General features: G+C 68.5%; 14 protein-coding genes. 7 read left to right on the forward strand and 7 right to left on the reverse strand.

Going from position 1 to position 12,652, the window contains the following annotated elements:
- The coding region (locus DS843_RS31655; RefSeq protein ID WP_208852336.1) for a hypothetical protein at positions 1-211 on the reverse strand (211 nt) is incomplete at its 3' end.
- 415 nt (positions 212-626) lie between these two features.
- On the opposite strand from DS843_RS31655, the gene DS843_RS27000 reads away from it, so the two are divergent.
- The 3 genes from DS843_RS27000 to DS843_RS27010 all read left to right on the forward strand — a co-directional run bounded on the left by DS843_RS27000 (position 627) and on the right by DS843_RS27010 (position 3,436).
- A complete protein-coding gene (locus DS843_RS27000; RefSeq protein WP_149471924.1) occupies positions 627-1,118 on the forward strand; it encodes a MarR family transcriptional regulator in 492 nt (163 codons plus the stop codon).
- Between the two features lie 60 nt (positions 1,119-1,178).
- Positions 1,179-1,565 (forward strand): response regulator transcription factor, encoded by a 387-nt coding sequence (locus tag DS843_RS27005; protein ID WP_149471925.1) that lies wholly within the window; start codon positions 1,179-1,181, stop codon positions 1,563-1,565.
- A 170-nt stretch (positions 1,566-1,735) separates the two neighbouring features.
- Positions 1,736-3,436 carry a monovalent cation:proton antiporter-2 (CPA2) family protein gene (locus tag DS843_RS27010; RefSeq protein WP_149471926.1) on the forward strand — a complete coding sequence of 567 codons (1,701 nt, stop codon included), beginning with the start codon at positions 1,736-1,738 and terminating at the stop codon, positions 3,434-3,436.
- Positions 3,437-3,446: 10 nt separating this feature from the next.
- On the opposite strand, the gene DS843_RS27015 is transcribed toward DS843_RS27010, so the two are convergent.
- From DS843_RS27015 to DS843_RS27035, 5 genes are all read right to left on the reverse strand, one after another.
- Entirely contained in the window at positions 3,447-5,177 is a 1,731-nt protein-coding gene (locus DS843_RS27015; RefSeq protein ID WP_286192347.1) for a hypothetical protein, read from the reverse strand.
- Between the two features lie 201 nt (positions 5,178-5,378).
- Positions 5,379-6,419, reverse strand: coding sequence for a sulfate/molybdate ABC transporter ATP-binding protein (locus DS843_RS27020; RefSeq protein ID WP_149471928.1), 1,041 nt, complete (start codon positions 6,417-6,419; stop codon positions 5,379-5,381).
- Positions 6,420-6,432: 13 nt separating this feature from the next.
- Positions 6,433-7,290 (reverse strand): sulfate ABC transporter permease subunit CysW, encoded by an 858-nt coding sequence (gene cysW / locus DS843_RS27025; protein WP_149471929.1) that lies wholly within the window; start codon positions 7,288-7,290, stop codon positions 6,433-6,435.
- Positions 7,280-8,113: a sulfate ABC transporter permease subunit CysT gene (gene cysT / locus DS843_RS27030; protein ID WP_475849415.1), complete on the reverse strand. Its 834-nt coding sequence runs from the start codon at positions 8,111-8,113 to the stop codon at positions 7,280-7,282. Before cysT ends, cysW begins: the two co-directional genes overlap by 11 nt.
- Before the next feature lie 57 nt (positions 8,114-8,170).
- Positions 8,171-9,244 carry a sulfate ABC transporter substrate-binding protein gene (locus tag DS843_RS27035; protein ID WP_149471930.1) on the reverse strand — a complete coding sequence of 358 codons (1,074 nt, stop codon included), beginning with the start codon at positions 9,242-9,244 and terminating at the stop codon, positions 8,171-8,173.
- Between the two features lie 305 nt (positions 9,245-9,549).
- Between DS843_RS27035 and DS843_RS27040 the strand changes: the two genes are divergently transcribed.
- Positions 9,550-10,713, forward strand: coding sequence for a hypothetical protein (locus tag DS843_RS27040; protein ID WP_149471931.1), 1,164 nt, complete (start codon positions 9,550-9,552; stop codon positions 10,711-10,713).
- Between the two features lie 15 nt (positions 10,714-10,728).
- Here DS843_RS27040 and DS843_RS27045 read toward each other — a convergent pair whose 3' ends face one another.
- Entirely contained in the window at positions 10,729-11,181 is a 453-nt protein-coding gene (locus DS843_RS27045) for an RrF2 family transcriptional regulator (RefSeq protein ID WP_149471932.1), read from the reverse strand.
- Between the two features lie 155 nt (positions 11,182-11,336).
- On the opposite strand from DS843_RS27045, the gene DS843_RS27050 reads away from it, so the two are divergent.
- The 3 genes from DS843_RS27050 (at position 11,337) to DS843_RS27060 (ending at position 12,647) form a co-directional block, all read left to right on the forward strand.
- Complete coding sequence (locus DS843_RS27050; RefSeq protein ID WP_149471933.1) at positions 11,337-11,969, forward strand: MBL fold metallo-hydrolase; 633 nt, start codon at positions 11,337-11,339, stop codon at positions 11,967-11,969.
- A gap of 70 nt (positions 11,970-12,039) precedes the next feature.
- Entirely contained in the window at positions 12,040-12,333 is a 294-nt protein-coding gene (locus DS843_RS27055) for a type II toxin-antitoxin system CcdA family antitoxin (RefSeq protein ID WP_167525486.1), read from the forward strand.
- On the forward strand, positions 12,333-12,647 hold the full coding sequence (locus DS843_RS27060; protein WP_149471935.1) for a CcdB family protein: 315 nt from the start codon (positions 12,333-12,335) through the stop codon (positions 12,645-12,647). Before DS843_RS27055 ends, DS843_RS27060 begins: the two co-directional genes overlap by 1 nt.
- The last annotated feature ends 5 nt before the right edge of the window (positions 12,648-12,652 follow it).

The raw sequence follows: 12,652 nt of genomic DNA on the forward strand, positions 1-12,652 counted from the left end.
ACCCAAGCCTTCGAAACTGTTCGTCTCTTACTGCTTGACCGAGATGCTCAAGCGACCCGCGATGCCGGCTCCATCCGGAACCAACCCGCGGCCAACGGTCCATACCGCCGCCTGCGCATCCCTTCTCGATTTTCACGATCAACAATGTCCAAGAACCATTTCCCCGACGAACCGACAGAGAGACGATCGGCAGACTGGCCGTGGTCGTCATCCGGGTTTTCGAAGGTCGGAGAGGCACAAACGGTCGTTCGTGCCGGCAGAGGGTCAACTTAGCGCTTAAGGCAGAGAGCGTCAAGCCCTTTGTTTCATTTTCACCGAACCGCCTAGGCCGCCTGGGGCGGAAACGGGCCGGTGAGGCGCCTTTGACCCTTGCCCCTCCCTTCCATCGAGGAGCCCCTTTCCAGCCGCGCCACCCCATCGGGAGCCCCGCGGCCGGCGAGGGAGGCGCTGTATAGGGCAGAGCCTCCGGTCGATCCAGTAAAAACAGTCGCCAAGTGGAAGATTCGAATCCGAGCCGGGACCGACGGCGGAAGGATGACAAAGAGACGCGATGGCGGCGTCTGGACAGTCTCCATGCCACGCCTTATGGTTTTCACACCGACTCCGCAGGCATCGAGGAAACCGGCATGCGCCCAAGAGCGCGCGCTACCGCCGAGGTCATGGCGCAGGTTCTGCGGACCACCGCAAGCCTCGCCTTCACCGATGGGCTGAATCCGGCCCAGTGGGCGGCGCTGCGCTATTTCGCCCAGGCGAACGCGAGCGCCCGCAGCGTCGTGGCCTTCGCCTGCCATCACGGAACGACCAAGGGAACGGCAAGCCAGACCATCGCGGCCCTGCTCAAGAAGGAGCTTCTGGAACGCCACCCCAGCGAGACGGACCGCCGCTCCATCCGGCTGACCGTGACGGCGAAGGGACGGGCGGCGCTCGCCAAAGACCCGTTGAACGAACTGGCCGCCGCCATCGAGAGCCTTCCGCCGGTGCAGCACGGCGCCCTGGCCGAAGGGCTGGACGAGGTGCTGCGCACGCTGCTGGCCCGCCGCGCTCTGGGCGGGAGGCGCGCCGGAGATGGGCAGGAGACCGTCGGCGACACGGGCCGCGAAGGAGCCGCGGCGGACTGAACCGCCCTGCCCTCGCGTCATTCTCATCCCACGCCACCCAGTTTTGGAGCAACGGAGCCCATGGCCCGAATTCTGGTGATCGACGACGTGCCGGCCTTCACGGCGCTGCTGCGCATGACGCTGGAGTCGCAGGGACACCATGTGGCGGAGGCGCATGACGGCCTGTCCGGCCTTGCGATGCTGGAGCGCGAGCCGTTCGATCTGGCCATCGTGGACATGATGATGCCGGGGCTGGATGGCATGACGCTGATCCGCCGCTTGCGCGCCCGCAACGACCCGCAGGCTCCCGCCGTCCTGGCCATGTCCGGCGGAACGGACGAGTTCCCGGCGGCCTTCTCGCTGAGCCTTTCGGAAATGCACGGCGCCGACCGGGTGCTGTACAAGCCCTTCGACACCGCCGAACTGCTCGACACCGTCGAGGAATTGCTGGCCGCTCGCACGGCCTGACGCCGCGGCATCCCAGCCACAGCACGGGAATTTCTCGACGCCTCCAGGACTTTTTCTCTCTTTCCGATCTTTGGCATACCCGCTGCGCTTGCGGCTGCCGTCTTTGCACCGCATACAGACGCCGTCCCGGACGGCTGGAGCACCCGGCCCGACCCATTCAGCGCGCGGCCATGCACGATCCCAAACTGCTCTTCGACGTCCTGTTCCTTCTGCTGGCGGCGGTTGTGATCGTTCCGCTGTTCCAGGCGCTGCGCATCCCCGCGCTGCTCGGCTATCTGGTGGGAGGGGCGCTGCTCGGCCCGCACACGCCGGGGCCGGTCGTCGATATGGAGCTTCCGCAGGTCCTGTCGGAATTCGGGGTGGTCTTCCTCCTCTTCGCCATCGGACTGGAACTGCCGCTGTCGCGCTTGCGGGCCATGCGGCGCTACATCTTCGGGCTGGGGTTGATGCAGGTCGTGCTGACCAGCGCCGCCATCGCCGCCGCCGCCTACGCGCTGGGAGAGACCATGGCGGCGGCGCTGGTCATCGGCGGCATGCTGGCCTTCTCCTCCACCGCCACGGTGCTGAAGCTGCTGGTGGAGCGCGGGGAGACGGTGGCGCGGTTCGGGCGCGTGTCCGTCGCCGTGCTGATCTTCCAGGATCTGGCCGTCGTCCCGCTGCTGACACTGCTGCCGCTGCTGGCCGGCGGCGGCACCAGCATTCCCTGGGCGCTCGCCCTGGCCGGGGTCAAGGCCGTCGCGGCGATCGGCGGCATCATGCTGCTGGGCCGGTTCGTGGTGCGTCCGGTCTATCATTTCGTGGCCTCGGCCAGGAGCCCGGAGGTCTTCACGGCGACCAACCTGCTGGTCGTTCTGGCGGTCGCCTGGCTGACGGCGGCGGCCGGCATGTCGATGGCGCTGGGCGCCTTCCTCGCCGGCATGCTGATGGCCGACACCGCCTACCGCCATCAGGTCGAGGCCGACATCGAGCCGTTCCGCGGCCTTCTGCTGGGCCTGTTCTTCATGACGGTGGGCATGACTCTGGACCTGCCCGCCATGCTCCGGCGCGCCGACGACATCCTGCTGGTGACTGCGGCGCTCCTGGTCGGAAAGAGCATCCTGCTGTTCCTGCTCTGCCGCCTGTCGGGACTCGGGCTGGCGACCTCGCTGCGCATCGGCCTGCTGCTGTCGCAGGGGGGCGAGTTCGCCTTCGTCCTGATCGGCAAGGCGACGCGGCTGGCGGTGCTGGAGGGCGACACGGGGCTGCTGCTGTCCTCCTGCGTCGCGCTCAGCATGGCGGTCACGCCGCTGATCGGCTTCGTCGCCCAGCGGCTGGCCCAGAGGGTCGAGGCCCGCTACGGCGCGGAGGCGTTCGGCGTCGAGACCAGCGACATCACCGGGCATGTGCTGATCGCCGGCTATGGCCGGGTCGGGCGCGCCGTCGCGCGGCTGCTGCGGACCCACGACATCCCCTACGTCGCGCTGGACCTCGACCCGCAGCGGGTGGCGGCGGCGCGGGCCGAGGGGCTGCCGGTCTATTACGGCGACTCCAGCCAGATCGGCGTTCTCCGCGCCGCCGGGATCGAGCGGGCGCGGGCCGCCGTCATCACCGTCAACCGCCCGGACATGGCGGAGCGGGCCGTGGAGGCCATCCGCCGGGCCGCCCCGCGCCTGTCCATCGCCGCCCGCGCCCACGATCTCGACCGCGGCGCGCGGCTGAAGAAGTCCGGAGCGACCGCCGTGGTTCCCGAGACGCTGGAGGCCAGCCTGCAACTGGCCAGCCTCGTTCTGCGCAACGCCGGGCTGGACGCCGAAGCCATCGACCAGAGCCTGAAGAGCGTCCGCGACCGCGGCTACGACGCGCTCAGCGATCTGCCCGGCCAGAGCGGCTGAACCGGTTTCGTCAGCGCGCCACCCGCCACAGGTCGAAGACGGTGCCGCGGTACGCCTCCTCCGCTCCCGGCGGCGGCTTCAGGCCCGCCGCGTGGAAGACGTTGGAGAACATCACCAGCACGTAATCGTACTTGTCCCGCCAGCCGACATAGTGCGGGCAGGGCTCCACATGATCGCGCAGGGTCGCCTCTTCGGGGTGGGAGAGCAGGCGCACGTCCACCGGAACCCCCTCGTAGATCGCCATGCAGCGGTCGCGGTAGGGCTGGGTCACCGTCAGCGGCTGCTTGCCCGGGTGGCTGAACAGGGTCGGGACGAAGGCGCGCCGCTCCACGGTGATCAGCGACGGCAGATGGATCAGGCTGGGCAGCGCGACCAGCGAATGGCGCCAGGGCGGCTGGGTGAGCAGGAACTCCCGCGTGTTGCAGCAGCCGGCTTCCCGCCCCGCCCAGGCGATCAGGACGGAGCGTCCGGGTTCGATCCGCTCCATGGCGCGGCGCAGGTCGGCCACATCGTCCCCGTAGGCCATCCAATTGACCGTCAGGACGCCGGTCCGCACCGCCAGCAGGCCGACCAGCCCGACCGCGAAGGCCGTCGCGGCGCGCGGCCCGGGAAAGCGCAGGTCGGTGCCGGCCACCAGAAGGAAGGCCGCTAGAATCCAGAAGCGGATCGACACGAAATAGGTGCCGAAGAAGGGGTCCGGAACGACGAAGAAGGCCAGCGCGAACAGGGCCGCCGCCAGCATCATGCCCCGCGACGCGCGCAGCCAGCCCGCCACGCGCGCCGCCACCATGCCGCCCAGCACCAGAAGCAGGGTCGCCACGTCCAGCAGCGTGTTGTAGTTCAGGACCGGCGCCAGCATGTCGTGCAGCCGATAGCGCCACTGCTTCAGCTCCGTCAGCTTCTTCAGCCGCCAATAGACCTCCTTCAGCAGCAGGACCGGCGTGCTGTCGCGCGCTCCCACCGCCGCCGCGTCGGATTGCAGAAGCTGCGTCCCCACCGTGCCGGCGAACAGGGCCGCGGGCAGCGCCAGCAACGCCGCGAAGCGCAGCGCGTCGCGCCCGAGATTGGCGAGGGTCGGCGGCTTGCGCCCCTCCCCCACATATTTCGCCGCCTCCACCGCGAACAGGCACAGCAGGAAGGAGCCGAGCACGATGGCGTGGGCGAAGTAGAGGAACAGCGCGCAGCCCATTCCCACCGGCAACTGCCAGCGCCGCCCCGCCAGCGCGATCCACAACGACAGGCCGATCAGCAGGAAGCCCAGGCCGAGCGAGAAGCTCATGAAGCCGCCGATCAGCGTGGCGTTGTGGATGAACAGTGCGCCGCACAGCGGCCACAGGCTCCAACGCCCGAACAGCGTCCGGTTCAGCAGCACGGCCCCGATCAGGGTCAGCGCCGCGGCGAGCGCCATGTAGACCCGCCCCGCCACGTAGAGCGGCAGCACGCTGGCGAGCGGCAGCATCACCGCCTCCATCAGCAGGTTCGGCACCGGCGTCAGGGAAGCGGTGTAGCGTTCGGCCAGGAAGGGATCGGTCCGGAGGTGACGCAGCACGTCCACCCGCGCCAGATGGTTCGGGTAGTCGAGCAGCGGCGGCATCTCCACCAGCAGAAGCGGCAGCAGAAGCAGCGCCAGGATCACCGGCAGCACGAGCGCCAGCGGCGGCGACCAGACCCCGGCCCCGGCGTCCGTCCGCATGGCGGCAGTGCCGGGGCCGGGGGTCTGCGACAGTCCAGAATGGTCCACCGATGCCTCCTGCATTTGGTGCAATGCGGAAGGCTCAACACATCCTTCGTCCGCACCGCCAGAAGGCAATGGCGTTACGGGTCGGCTTCGGAGTTAGCCCGCGGTCCGAACGGAGCATGCCGCCGCCCGCCCTCCCCCGCCCCATTTCGAGGATGGGGAGAGCGCATCCGGACCGTCGGTCAGCGGGGTCTCACCGCCTCGTCACGGCTGCGGGAAGACACGCGCGCGGTCGATGTGGACGGCGCACTGGTCGCCGGGGCGAAGGCCCAGGGCGGACAGCCGCTCGCGGTCCATCTCGGCTTCCAGCGGCAGGCCGGCGAGGTCGATCTCGATCCGCGCGTCCGGCCCCACCACATGGATGCCGGTCACGCGGCCCGGTCCCCCGGCGCAGGGGCTGAGGCCCAGGTCGTGCGGGCGCACATAGGCGATGGCCTGGCCGCGGACCGTGCCGTCGGCGGGGATGGACAGCGCCCCGTTGGCCGTCCGCGCCACCCCGTCCGCCACCACGCAGTCGAAGCGGTTCACCTGCCCGAGGAACTCGTAGACGAAGGCCGAGGCGGGGCGGTCGTAGACCTCCGCCGGGCTGCCCACCTGCTCGATCCGGCCCTGGCTCATCACCACCACGCGGTCGGCCAGTTCCAGCGCCTCCTCCTGGTCGTGGGTCACGAAGACGGAGGTGATGTGGATGTCCTCGTGCAGCTTGCGCAGCCAGCGCCGCAGCTCCTTGCGCACCTTGGCGTCCAGCGCGCCGAACGGCTCGTCCAGCAGAAGCACCTTCGGCTCGATGGCGAGCGCGCGGGCCAGAGCCACGCGCTGCCGCTGGCCGCCGGAAAGCTGCGCCGGGTAGCGGTCGGCGAAGTGGGCGAGCTGGACCAGTTCCAGCAGTTCCATGACGCGCCGCTTGATCTCCGCCGCGGTGAAGCGCCGGCCGCGCGGGCGCACCTTCAGGCCGAAGGCCACGTTGTCGAAGACCGTCATGTGGCGGAACAGCGCGTAATGCTGGAAGACGAAGCCGACCTGCCGCTCCCGTGGGCTGAGGCCCAGCGCCTCCTCCCCGTGGAGCTGGAGGCTGCCGGAATCGGCGAACTCCAGCCCCGCCATGATGCGCAGCAGCGTCGTCTTTCCCGACCCCGAGGGACCGAGCAGGGCCAGAAGCTCGCCCGAGCGGACGTCGAGGTCCACCGAGTCGAGCGCGCGGAAACTTCCGAATTGTTTGGTGATGCCGGAGACTTGGATCGCCATGACGTGCGTCGCCTCAATGCCGGGTGGCCGCCAGCTCAGCCCCGAAGCGCCATTCCAGCACCGTCTTCACCACCAGCGTGACGAGGGCGAGCATGGCCAGCACCGAGGCCACCGCGAAGGCAGCGACCAAGTTGTATTCGTTGTAGAGGATTTCGACATGCAGGGGCATCGTGTTGGTTTCGCCCCGGATGTGGCCGGACACCACCGACACCGCGCCGAATTCGCCCATCGCGCGGGCGTTGCACAGCAGGACGCCGTACAGCAGACCCCATTTGATGTTGGGCAGGGTGACCCGCCAGAAGGTCTGCCAGCCGGACGCGCCCAGGACCAGCGCCGCCTCCTCCTCCTCGTTGCCCTGTTCCTGCATCAGCGGGATCAGCTCGCGGGCGACGAAGGGGAAGGTGACGAAGACGGTGGCCAGCACCAGCCCCGGCACGGCGAAGATGATCTGGATGCCCTGCGACTTCAGGAACGGCCCCATCAGCCCGTGGAGCCCGAACAGCAGCACGTAGATCAGGCCGGAGATCACCGGCGACACCGAGAAGGGCAGGTCGATCAGCGTGATCAGCAGATCCTTGCCGCGGAAGTCGAACTTGGCGATGCACCAGGACGCCGCCACGCCGAAGACGAGGTTCATCGGCACCGCGATGGCCGCGACGATCAGGGTCAGCTTGATGGCCGCCACCGCGTCCGGCTCCACCAGAGCCTCCCAATAGGCGTCCACGCCGTTCCGCAGCGCCTCCACGAAGACCGCCACCAGGGGCAGCACCAGGAACAGCAGCAGGAAGCCCAGCGCCGCCGCGATCAGCAGACCGCGCACCCACCCGTTGTCCGCCAGCGCCGGGGCGTATCCGCCTTTTCTAACGGGCATGGCGCCACCTCATCCAGGCTTGAAGCAGGTTCAGGGCCAGCAGCATCACGAAGGACACCATAAGCATCAGCATGCCCACCGCCGCGGCGCCGGCATAGTCGTACTGTTCCAGCTTGATGACGATCAGCAGCGGCACGATCTCGGAAATCCCGGGAATGTTGCCGGCGATGAAGATCACCGACCCGTATTCCCCCACCCCGCGGGCGAAGGCCAGCGCGAATCCGGTCAGCAGCGCCGGAAGCAGCGCCGGGAACACCACCCGCCGGAAGGTCTGCCAGCGCGTGGCGCCGAGCGCCGCGGCGGCCTCCTCCTCCTCCGGCGGCAGATCCTGAAGGATCGGCTGCACGGTGCGCACCACGAAGGGCAGGCCGATGAAGGTCAGGGCGATGGCGATCCCCAGCGGCGTGAAGGCCACCTTGATCCCGAACCAGTCCATCATCAGGGAGCCGATCCAGCCGTTGGGCGCGTACAGCGCGCTGAGCGCGATGCCGGCCACCGCGGTGGGCAGGGCGAAGGGCAGATCGACCAGCGCGTCGACGATCCGGTCGCCGGGAAAGCGGTAGCGGACCAGCACCCAGGCGACGATGAAGCCGAAGACGGCGTTGACCGCGGCGGCGGCCAGCGACAGCCCGAAGCTGACCTGGAAGGCCGCCAGGACGCGGGGAGTCAGCACCGCGTTCCAGAAACCGGACCAGCCCAGCCCCGCCGCCTTCAGCGCCAGGGCCGCCAGCGGCAGCAGGACGATCAGCCCCAGATAGGCCAGCGTGAATCCGAGGGTCAGCCCGAAGCCGGGCAGGACGCTGGGTTTTCGAAGCACGCTCAACACCGTGCCCCCCGCGGAGGGGAGCACGGCGTCGCCGGTGGTCGCCGCGACCACGGGTCAGCGGCCCTTCTGGTAGATCTGGTCGAAGACGCCGCCATCCGCGAAATGCTTCTCCTGGGCCGCACGCCACCCCCCGAAGGAGCCGTCGATGGTCACAAGCTTAACATTTGGGAAGCGGTCCGCATACCGCGCAGCGACCTCCGGAAGACGCGGGCGGTAGAAGTGCTTCGCCGCGATGTCCTGCGCCTCGGGGCTGTAGAGGAAATTCAGGTAGGCCTCGGCCAGCTTCCGCGTTCCCTTGCGGTCCACCACCGAATCGACCACCGTGACCGGCGGCTCCGCCAGGATCGACAGGGACGGCACGACGATCTCGAATTTGTCGGCGCCGAATTCCTGAAGCGACAGGAAGGCTTCGTTCTCCCAGGCCAGCAGGACGTCGCCGAGCTGCCGCTGGGTGAAGGTGACGGTGGAGCCGCGGGCGCCGCTGTCCAGCACCGGGACGTTCCGGAACAGGTCGCCGACGAACTGCTTGGCCTTGGCCTCGTCGTTGCCGTTCTTCTCCAGCGAATAGGCCCAGGCGGCCAGATAGTTCCAGCGCGCTCCGCCCGAGGTCTTCGGGTTCGGGGTGATGACCTGCACGCCCGGCTTCAGAAGATCGTCCCAGTCCTTGACCTGCTTCGGGTTGCCCTTGCGGACCAGGAACACGATCGTGGAGGTGTAGGGGGAGCTGTTGTTCGGCAGACGCTCCTGCCACGTCTTCGGCAGGGCACCCGAGTCGGCGATGGCGTCGATGTCGTAGGCCAATGCCAGAGTCACCACGTCGGCGTCCAGACCGTCGATGACCGAGCGCGCCTGCTTGCCCGACCCGCCGTGCGACTGCCGGACGGTCACCGACTGGCCGTTTTCGGCCTGCCATTTCTTGGCGAACGCCTTGTTGAACTCCACATAGAATTCACGCGTGGGATCGTAGGAGACGTTCAGCAGATTGGTCTGCGCCTTGGCGGGCGAAGCGGCCAGCATGGCCAGCGCGACCCCCGCGGCCAGCAGGCTGGCGGAAAGCCGGCCCGCAGAAAGCCGGCTCTCAGAAAGCCGGTTGGCGCGAAGCGCGGAGAGCCGATCAAGAAACGACATGGCACACTCCCTCTATGGTTCCGTCTTTCGGGACCGTTGCGGCATAGGAACCGGCCCCCTTCAGGAACCGCGAGCCGCACCGGCCTTCGCGAACACAGCGGTTGAGCCGTATTCACATATTTTTTAATGTATATGTAATACCCATTTTCCTTCTAGAGTTTGCATGATTCTCCGGATGCCGCAAGGCTGTTTTTTGTCATTCCCCGCGCCGGTCCGCGTCAATTTCACAGGCCGCCGCGGATGGGGCTGGAAGCGGCGCTCCGGATCGCTACCATGCGCCGCCCGCCGCGTTCTTCCGTACGGTCATGTCCGAAACACCCCCTTTTCCCACCCCCGCCCTCCTCACCGCCCTTCTGGAGGCCGAGCGCGCGCTCGGACGGCTGGCGGAGGTCGCGCAGGCTCCGGAGCGGCGCCGGCGTCTCTGGGCCGACGCGGCGCGGCGGGAATCCTGCGCGGCGGCGCGGCTCGACGGCGTGGCGGTGGACCCGGCGGAGTTTCTGGTCGCCACCATCGGCACCGACCTCGTTCCCACCGCCGGGCGGGGGGCGGCGCAGTCCGTCCGCGCGCTGTGGCAGGGCGCCCTGTTCACGCAAGGCGTCATCGCGGCCCCCGCCCGCCGCGGGGGCAACGCCCGCGCGCCGGTGTCATACCCCGGGGCCGCCGGAGCCGCCGCCGACGCCTGGCGCGCGGTGGCGGACCTGGAAGCCGGGCTGGACGGGCTGTCGCCCTTCCCGTTCGATGACGGCGACGGCGACGGCGAAGCCCCGCCGCTCGCGGACGACGCTCCGCCGGCCTGGACGCTGGGTTGGACGGAGGCGCTGTGGCGCTGCCTTCAGGCGGAGGTGTCGGGCCGCGACCCCGGACGGCTGGCCTTCTCGGCGGACCGGGAGGCGGAGGCGGCCACCCTGCTCAAGCGGCTGGACATGGCCGGGGAGTCGCCGGCCCTGCTGGGCGGTGTGGGGATGCTGGCCGAACTGCTGCGCCCGGCTCCCGATCTGCGGATTCCGGCCTGGGCCGTGCCCTCGGCCCGGTTGATGGGCGCTCTGGCGGTGGCGCGCTGCTGCCGGGTGCCGAACGTCTGGCTGCCCATGTCCGTCTCCCTGCACGCCGACCGCACCGCCGCCGGCCTCGCCGCGCGCGGGCGGGACGAGGGATGGCGGCTTTGGCTGGCCGACATGGTGGCGGAGACCGCGCGGCGGGAGCGGGAGCGCGCCCTGTCCCTGGATCGCACCGCGGACGGCTGGCGGCAGCGCGTGGGGGCGAAGCGCCGCAATTCCCGCCTCCCGGACATCCTCGATTTCCTGTTCGAGGAGCCGGCGGTCACCGTGCGGCGGGTGCAGAAGCGGCTGGGCAGCACCTTCCGCGGCGCCCAGCTTCTGGTGGACGAGTTGTTGGAGGCCGGCATCCTGCGCGAGGCGACGAACCGCGCGCTGGACCGCGTGTTCATCGCGGTGGACCTGATGCCCTGAATGGGTGGATGCGGATCAGATGTCGAAATTGACGGGCAGGCCGCCGGTCGCCTGACGATGGCGAAGGGCGTCGGACAGGGTCTGGTTGTCCAGCACCTGCGCGGTGGCGTCGCGCACCTGCACCATCAGCCAGCGCACCGAGCAGGTGGGCGGATCGATGCAGTCCTCGCAGGGGCGGAAGGAATTCTTGCTGGCGCAGGGGATGGGCGCCAGATGCCCGTCGATCAGCCGGATCACCTCGCCGAAGGAAATCTCGTCCGCCGGACGCGCCAGACGGTAACCGCCGCTCTTGCCGCGCTTGGCGAATAGCAACCCGTGCTTGCGCAGCTCCACCAGGATGGCTTCCAGGAACTTGCGCGGGATGTTCTCCCGCTCGGCGATTTCCGCGATCAGGACGAGTTCGTCGTCCGTCCGTTCGGCCAACATGATCAGCGCGCGCAGGGCGTATTTGGCTTTTTGCGACAGCATTCGGTCCGGCACCGCCCCCCGCGGCGGAATGGGATAAAGATAAAGTGCCCTCCATATAGCCGCGTTGCCCAGGAATTGGTACCGGTTCTTGCCCTGGAAATCGGCGGCGCGTAAGGTCGAACCCAATCGACCTCAGACCGGCGTAAGGACGCGGCATGCAGACCATCATCGTTCCCGTCACCCCGTTCCAGCAGAACTGCACGCTGCTCTGGTGCCCGGAGACGATGAAGGGCGCCGCCGTCGACCCCGGGGGCGACATCCCCCGCATCCTGCGCGCCGCCCAGTCGAAGGGCGTGACGCTGGAGAAGATCCTGGTCACCCACGGCCACATCGACCATGCGGGCGCCGTCGCCGACCTCGCCGACGAGTTGAAGCTGCCCGTCGAGGGGCCGCACCGCGAGGACCAGTTCTGGATCGACGGCATGCCGATGCAGAGCCAGATGTTCGGCTTCCCGCCGGTCCGCTCCTTCACGCCGGACCGCTGGCTGGAGGAGGGTGACACGGTGACGGTCGGCAACCTGACGCTGGACGTCCACCACTGCCCGGGCCACACGCCGGGCCATGTGGTCTTCGTGCACAAGCCCAGCAGGATCGCCATCGTCGGCGACGTGCTGTTCCAGGGCTCCATCGGCCGCACCGACTTCCCCAAGGGCAACCACGGCGACCTGATCGACTCGATCCGCACCAAGCTGTTCCCCCTGGGCGACGACGTGACCTTCATCCCCGGCCACGGTCCGACCTCCACCATAGGGGAAGAGCGGCTGTACAACCCCTTCCTCACCGATTGAGGGTGCGCTTGACCTCTTGCCCGATGCATGCATCCGCATCACGATGAATGCAGGCCGATTGGAGCATGGCATGAGCCACATACAGAGGGCCGAGACGGGATACGATGTCGACGCGTCCAAGAAGCGCATCGACATCACCGTGAACGAGGATCTGGTGCGCATCGCCCAGACCTACACCGACAACCTTTCAGGCACCATCGAAGCTCTGTTGGCCGAATGGGCACAGGCGGAGCGCCGGAAAAGAGACGAAGACCACGAGCACCGGCGCAAGGTGGTCGAATCCTGGAACGAATTCGACGAACGGCACGGACGCTTCGCGGACGAGTGGAACGGCGCCTTCATGCCGGACGAAGACGCGCGCTGATGGCCCAGTTCGACGTTCATCGCAACCCTGGCCGAACCAGGGACGCGGTACCCTATGTCCTGATTGTTCAGGGCGACCGCTGGGAAGGGCGGCCCGAGCGGGTCGTCGTTCCTCTGGTTCTGTCAAGCGAGGTACGGCACCGGGACGCGGCCCTGAACCCCGACTTCATCATCGACGGCGTTTCGGTCGTCATGAACCCGCTTCAGACCGCAACCATCCCGACGCGGGTCCTCGGCCCCGTGGTCGCCAGTCTCGATTCCGAGCATTTGCGGGTCATCGCCGCTCTTGATGCCCTGATCGCCCAAGGGCGGTAGGGGCG

This window comes from Roseomonas genomospecies 6, from assembly GCF_008365375.1.
GTDB lineage: Bacteria > Pseudomonadota > Alphaproteobacteria > Azospirillales > Azospirillaceae > Azospirillum.

Bases quoted from the DNA above. Each gene is read 5' to 3' on its own strand.
- DS843_RS27000 (WP_149471924.1), top strand. From the start codon at position 627: ATGCGCCCAAGAGCGCGCGCTACCGCCGAGGTCATGGCGCAGGTTCTG.
- DS843_RS27005 (WP_149471925.1), top strand. From the start codon at position 1,179: ATGGCCCGAATTCTGGTGATCGACGACGTGCCGGCCTTCACGGCGCTG.
- DS843_RS27010 (WP_149471926.1), top strand. From the start codon at position 1,736: ATGCACGATCCCAAACTGCTCTTCGACGTCCTGTTCCTTCTGCTGGCG.
- DS843_RS27020 (WP_149471928.1), bottom strand. From the start codon at position 6,419: ATGGCGATCCAAGTCTCCGGCATCACCAAACAATTCGGAAGTTTCCGC.
- cysW (WP_149471929.1), bottom strand. From the start codon at position 7,290: ATGCCCGTTAGAAAAGGCGGATACGCCCCGGCGCTGGCGGACAACGGG.
- DS843_RS27035 (WP_149471930.1), bottom strand. From the start codon at position 9,244: ATGTCGTTTCTTGATCGGCTCTCCGCGCTTCGCGCCAACCGGCTTTCT.
- DS843_RS27040 (WP_149471931.1), top strand. From the start codon at position 9,550: ATGTCCGAAACACCCCCTTTTCCCACCCCCGCCCTCCTCACCGCCCTT.
- DS843_RS27045 (WP_149471932.1), bottom strand. From the start codon at position 11,181: ATGCTGTCGCAAAAAGCCAAATACGCCCTGCGCGCGCTGATCATGTTG.
- DS843_RS27050 (WP_149471933.1), top strand. From the start codon at position 11,337: ATGCAGACCATCATCGTTCCCGTCACCCCGTTCCAGCAGAACTGCACG.
- DS843_RS27055 (WP_167525486.1), top strand. From the start codon at position 12,040: ATGAGCCACATACAGAGGGCCGAGACGGGATACGATGTCGACGCGTCC.
- DS843_RS27060 (WP_149471935.1), top strand. From the start codon at position 12,333: ATGGCCCAGTTCGACGTTCATCGCAACCCTGGCCGAACCAGGGACGCG.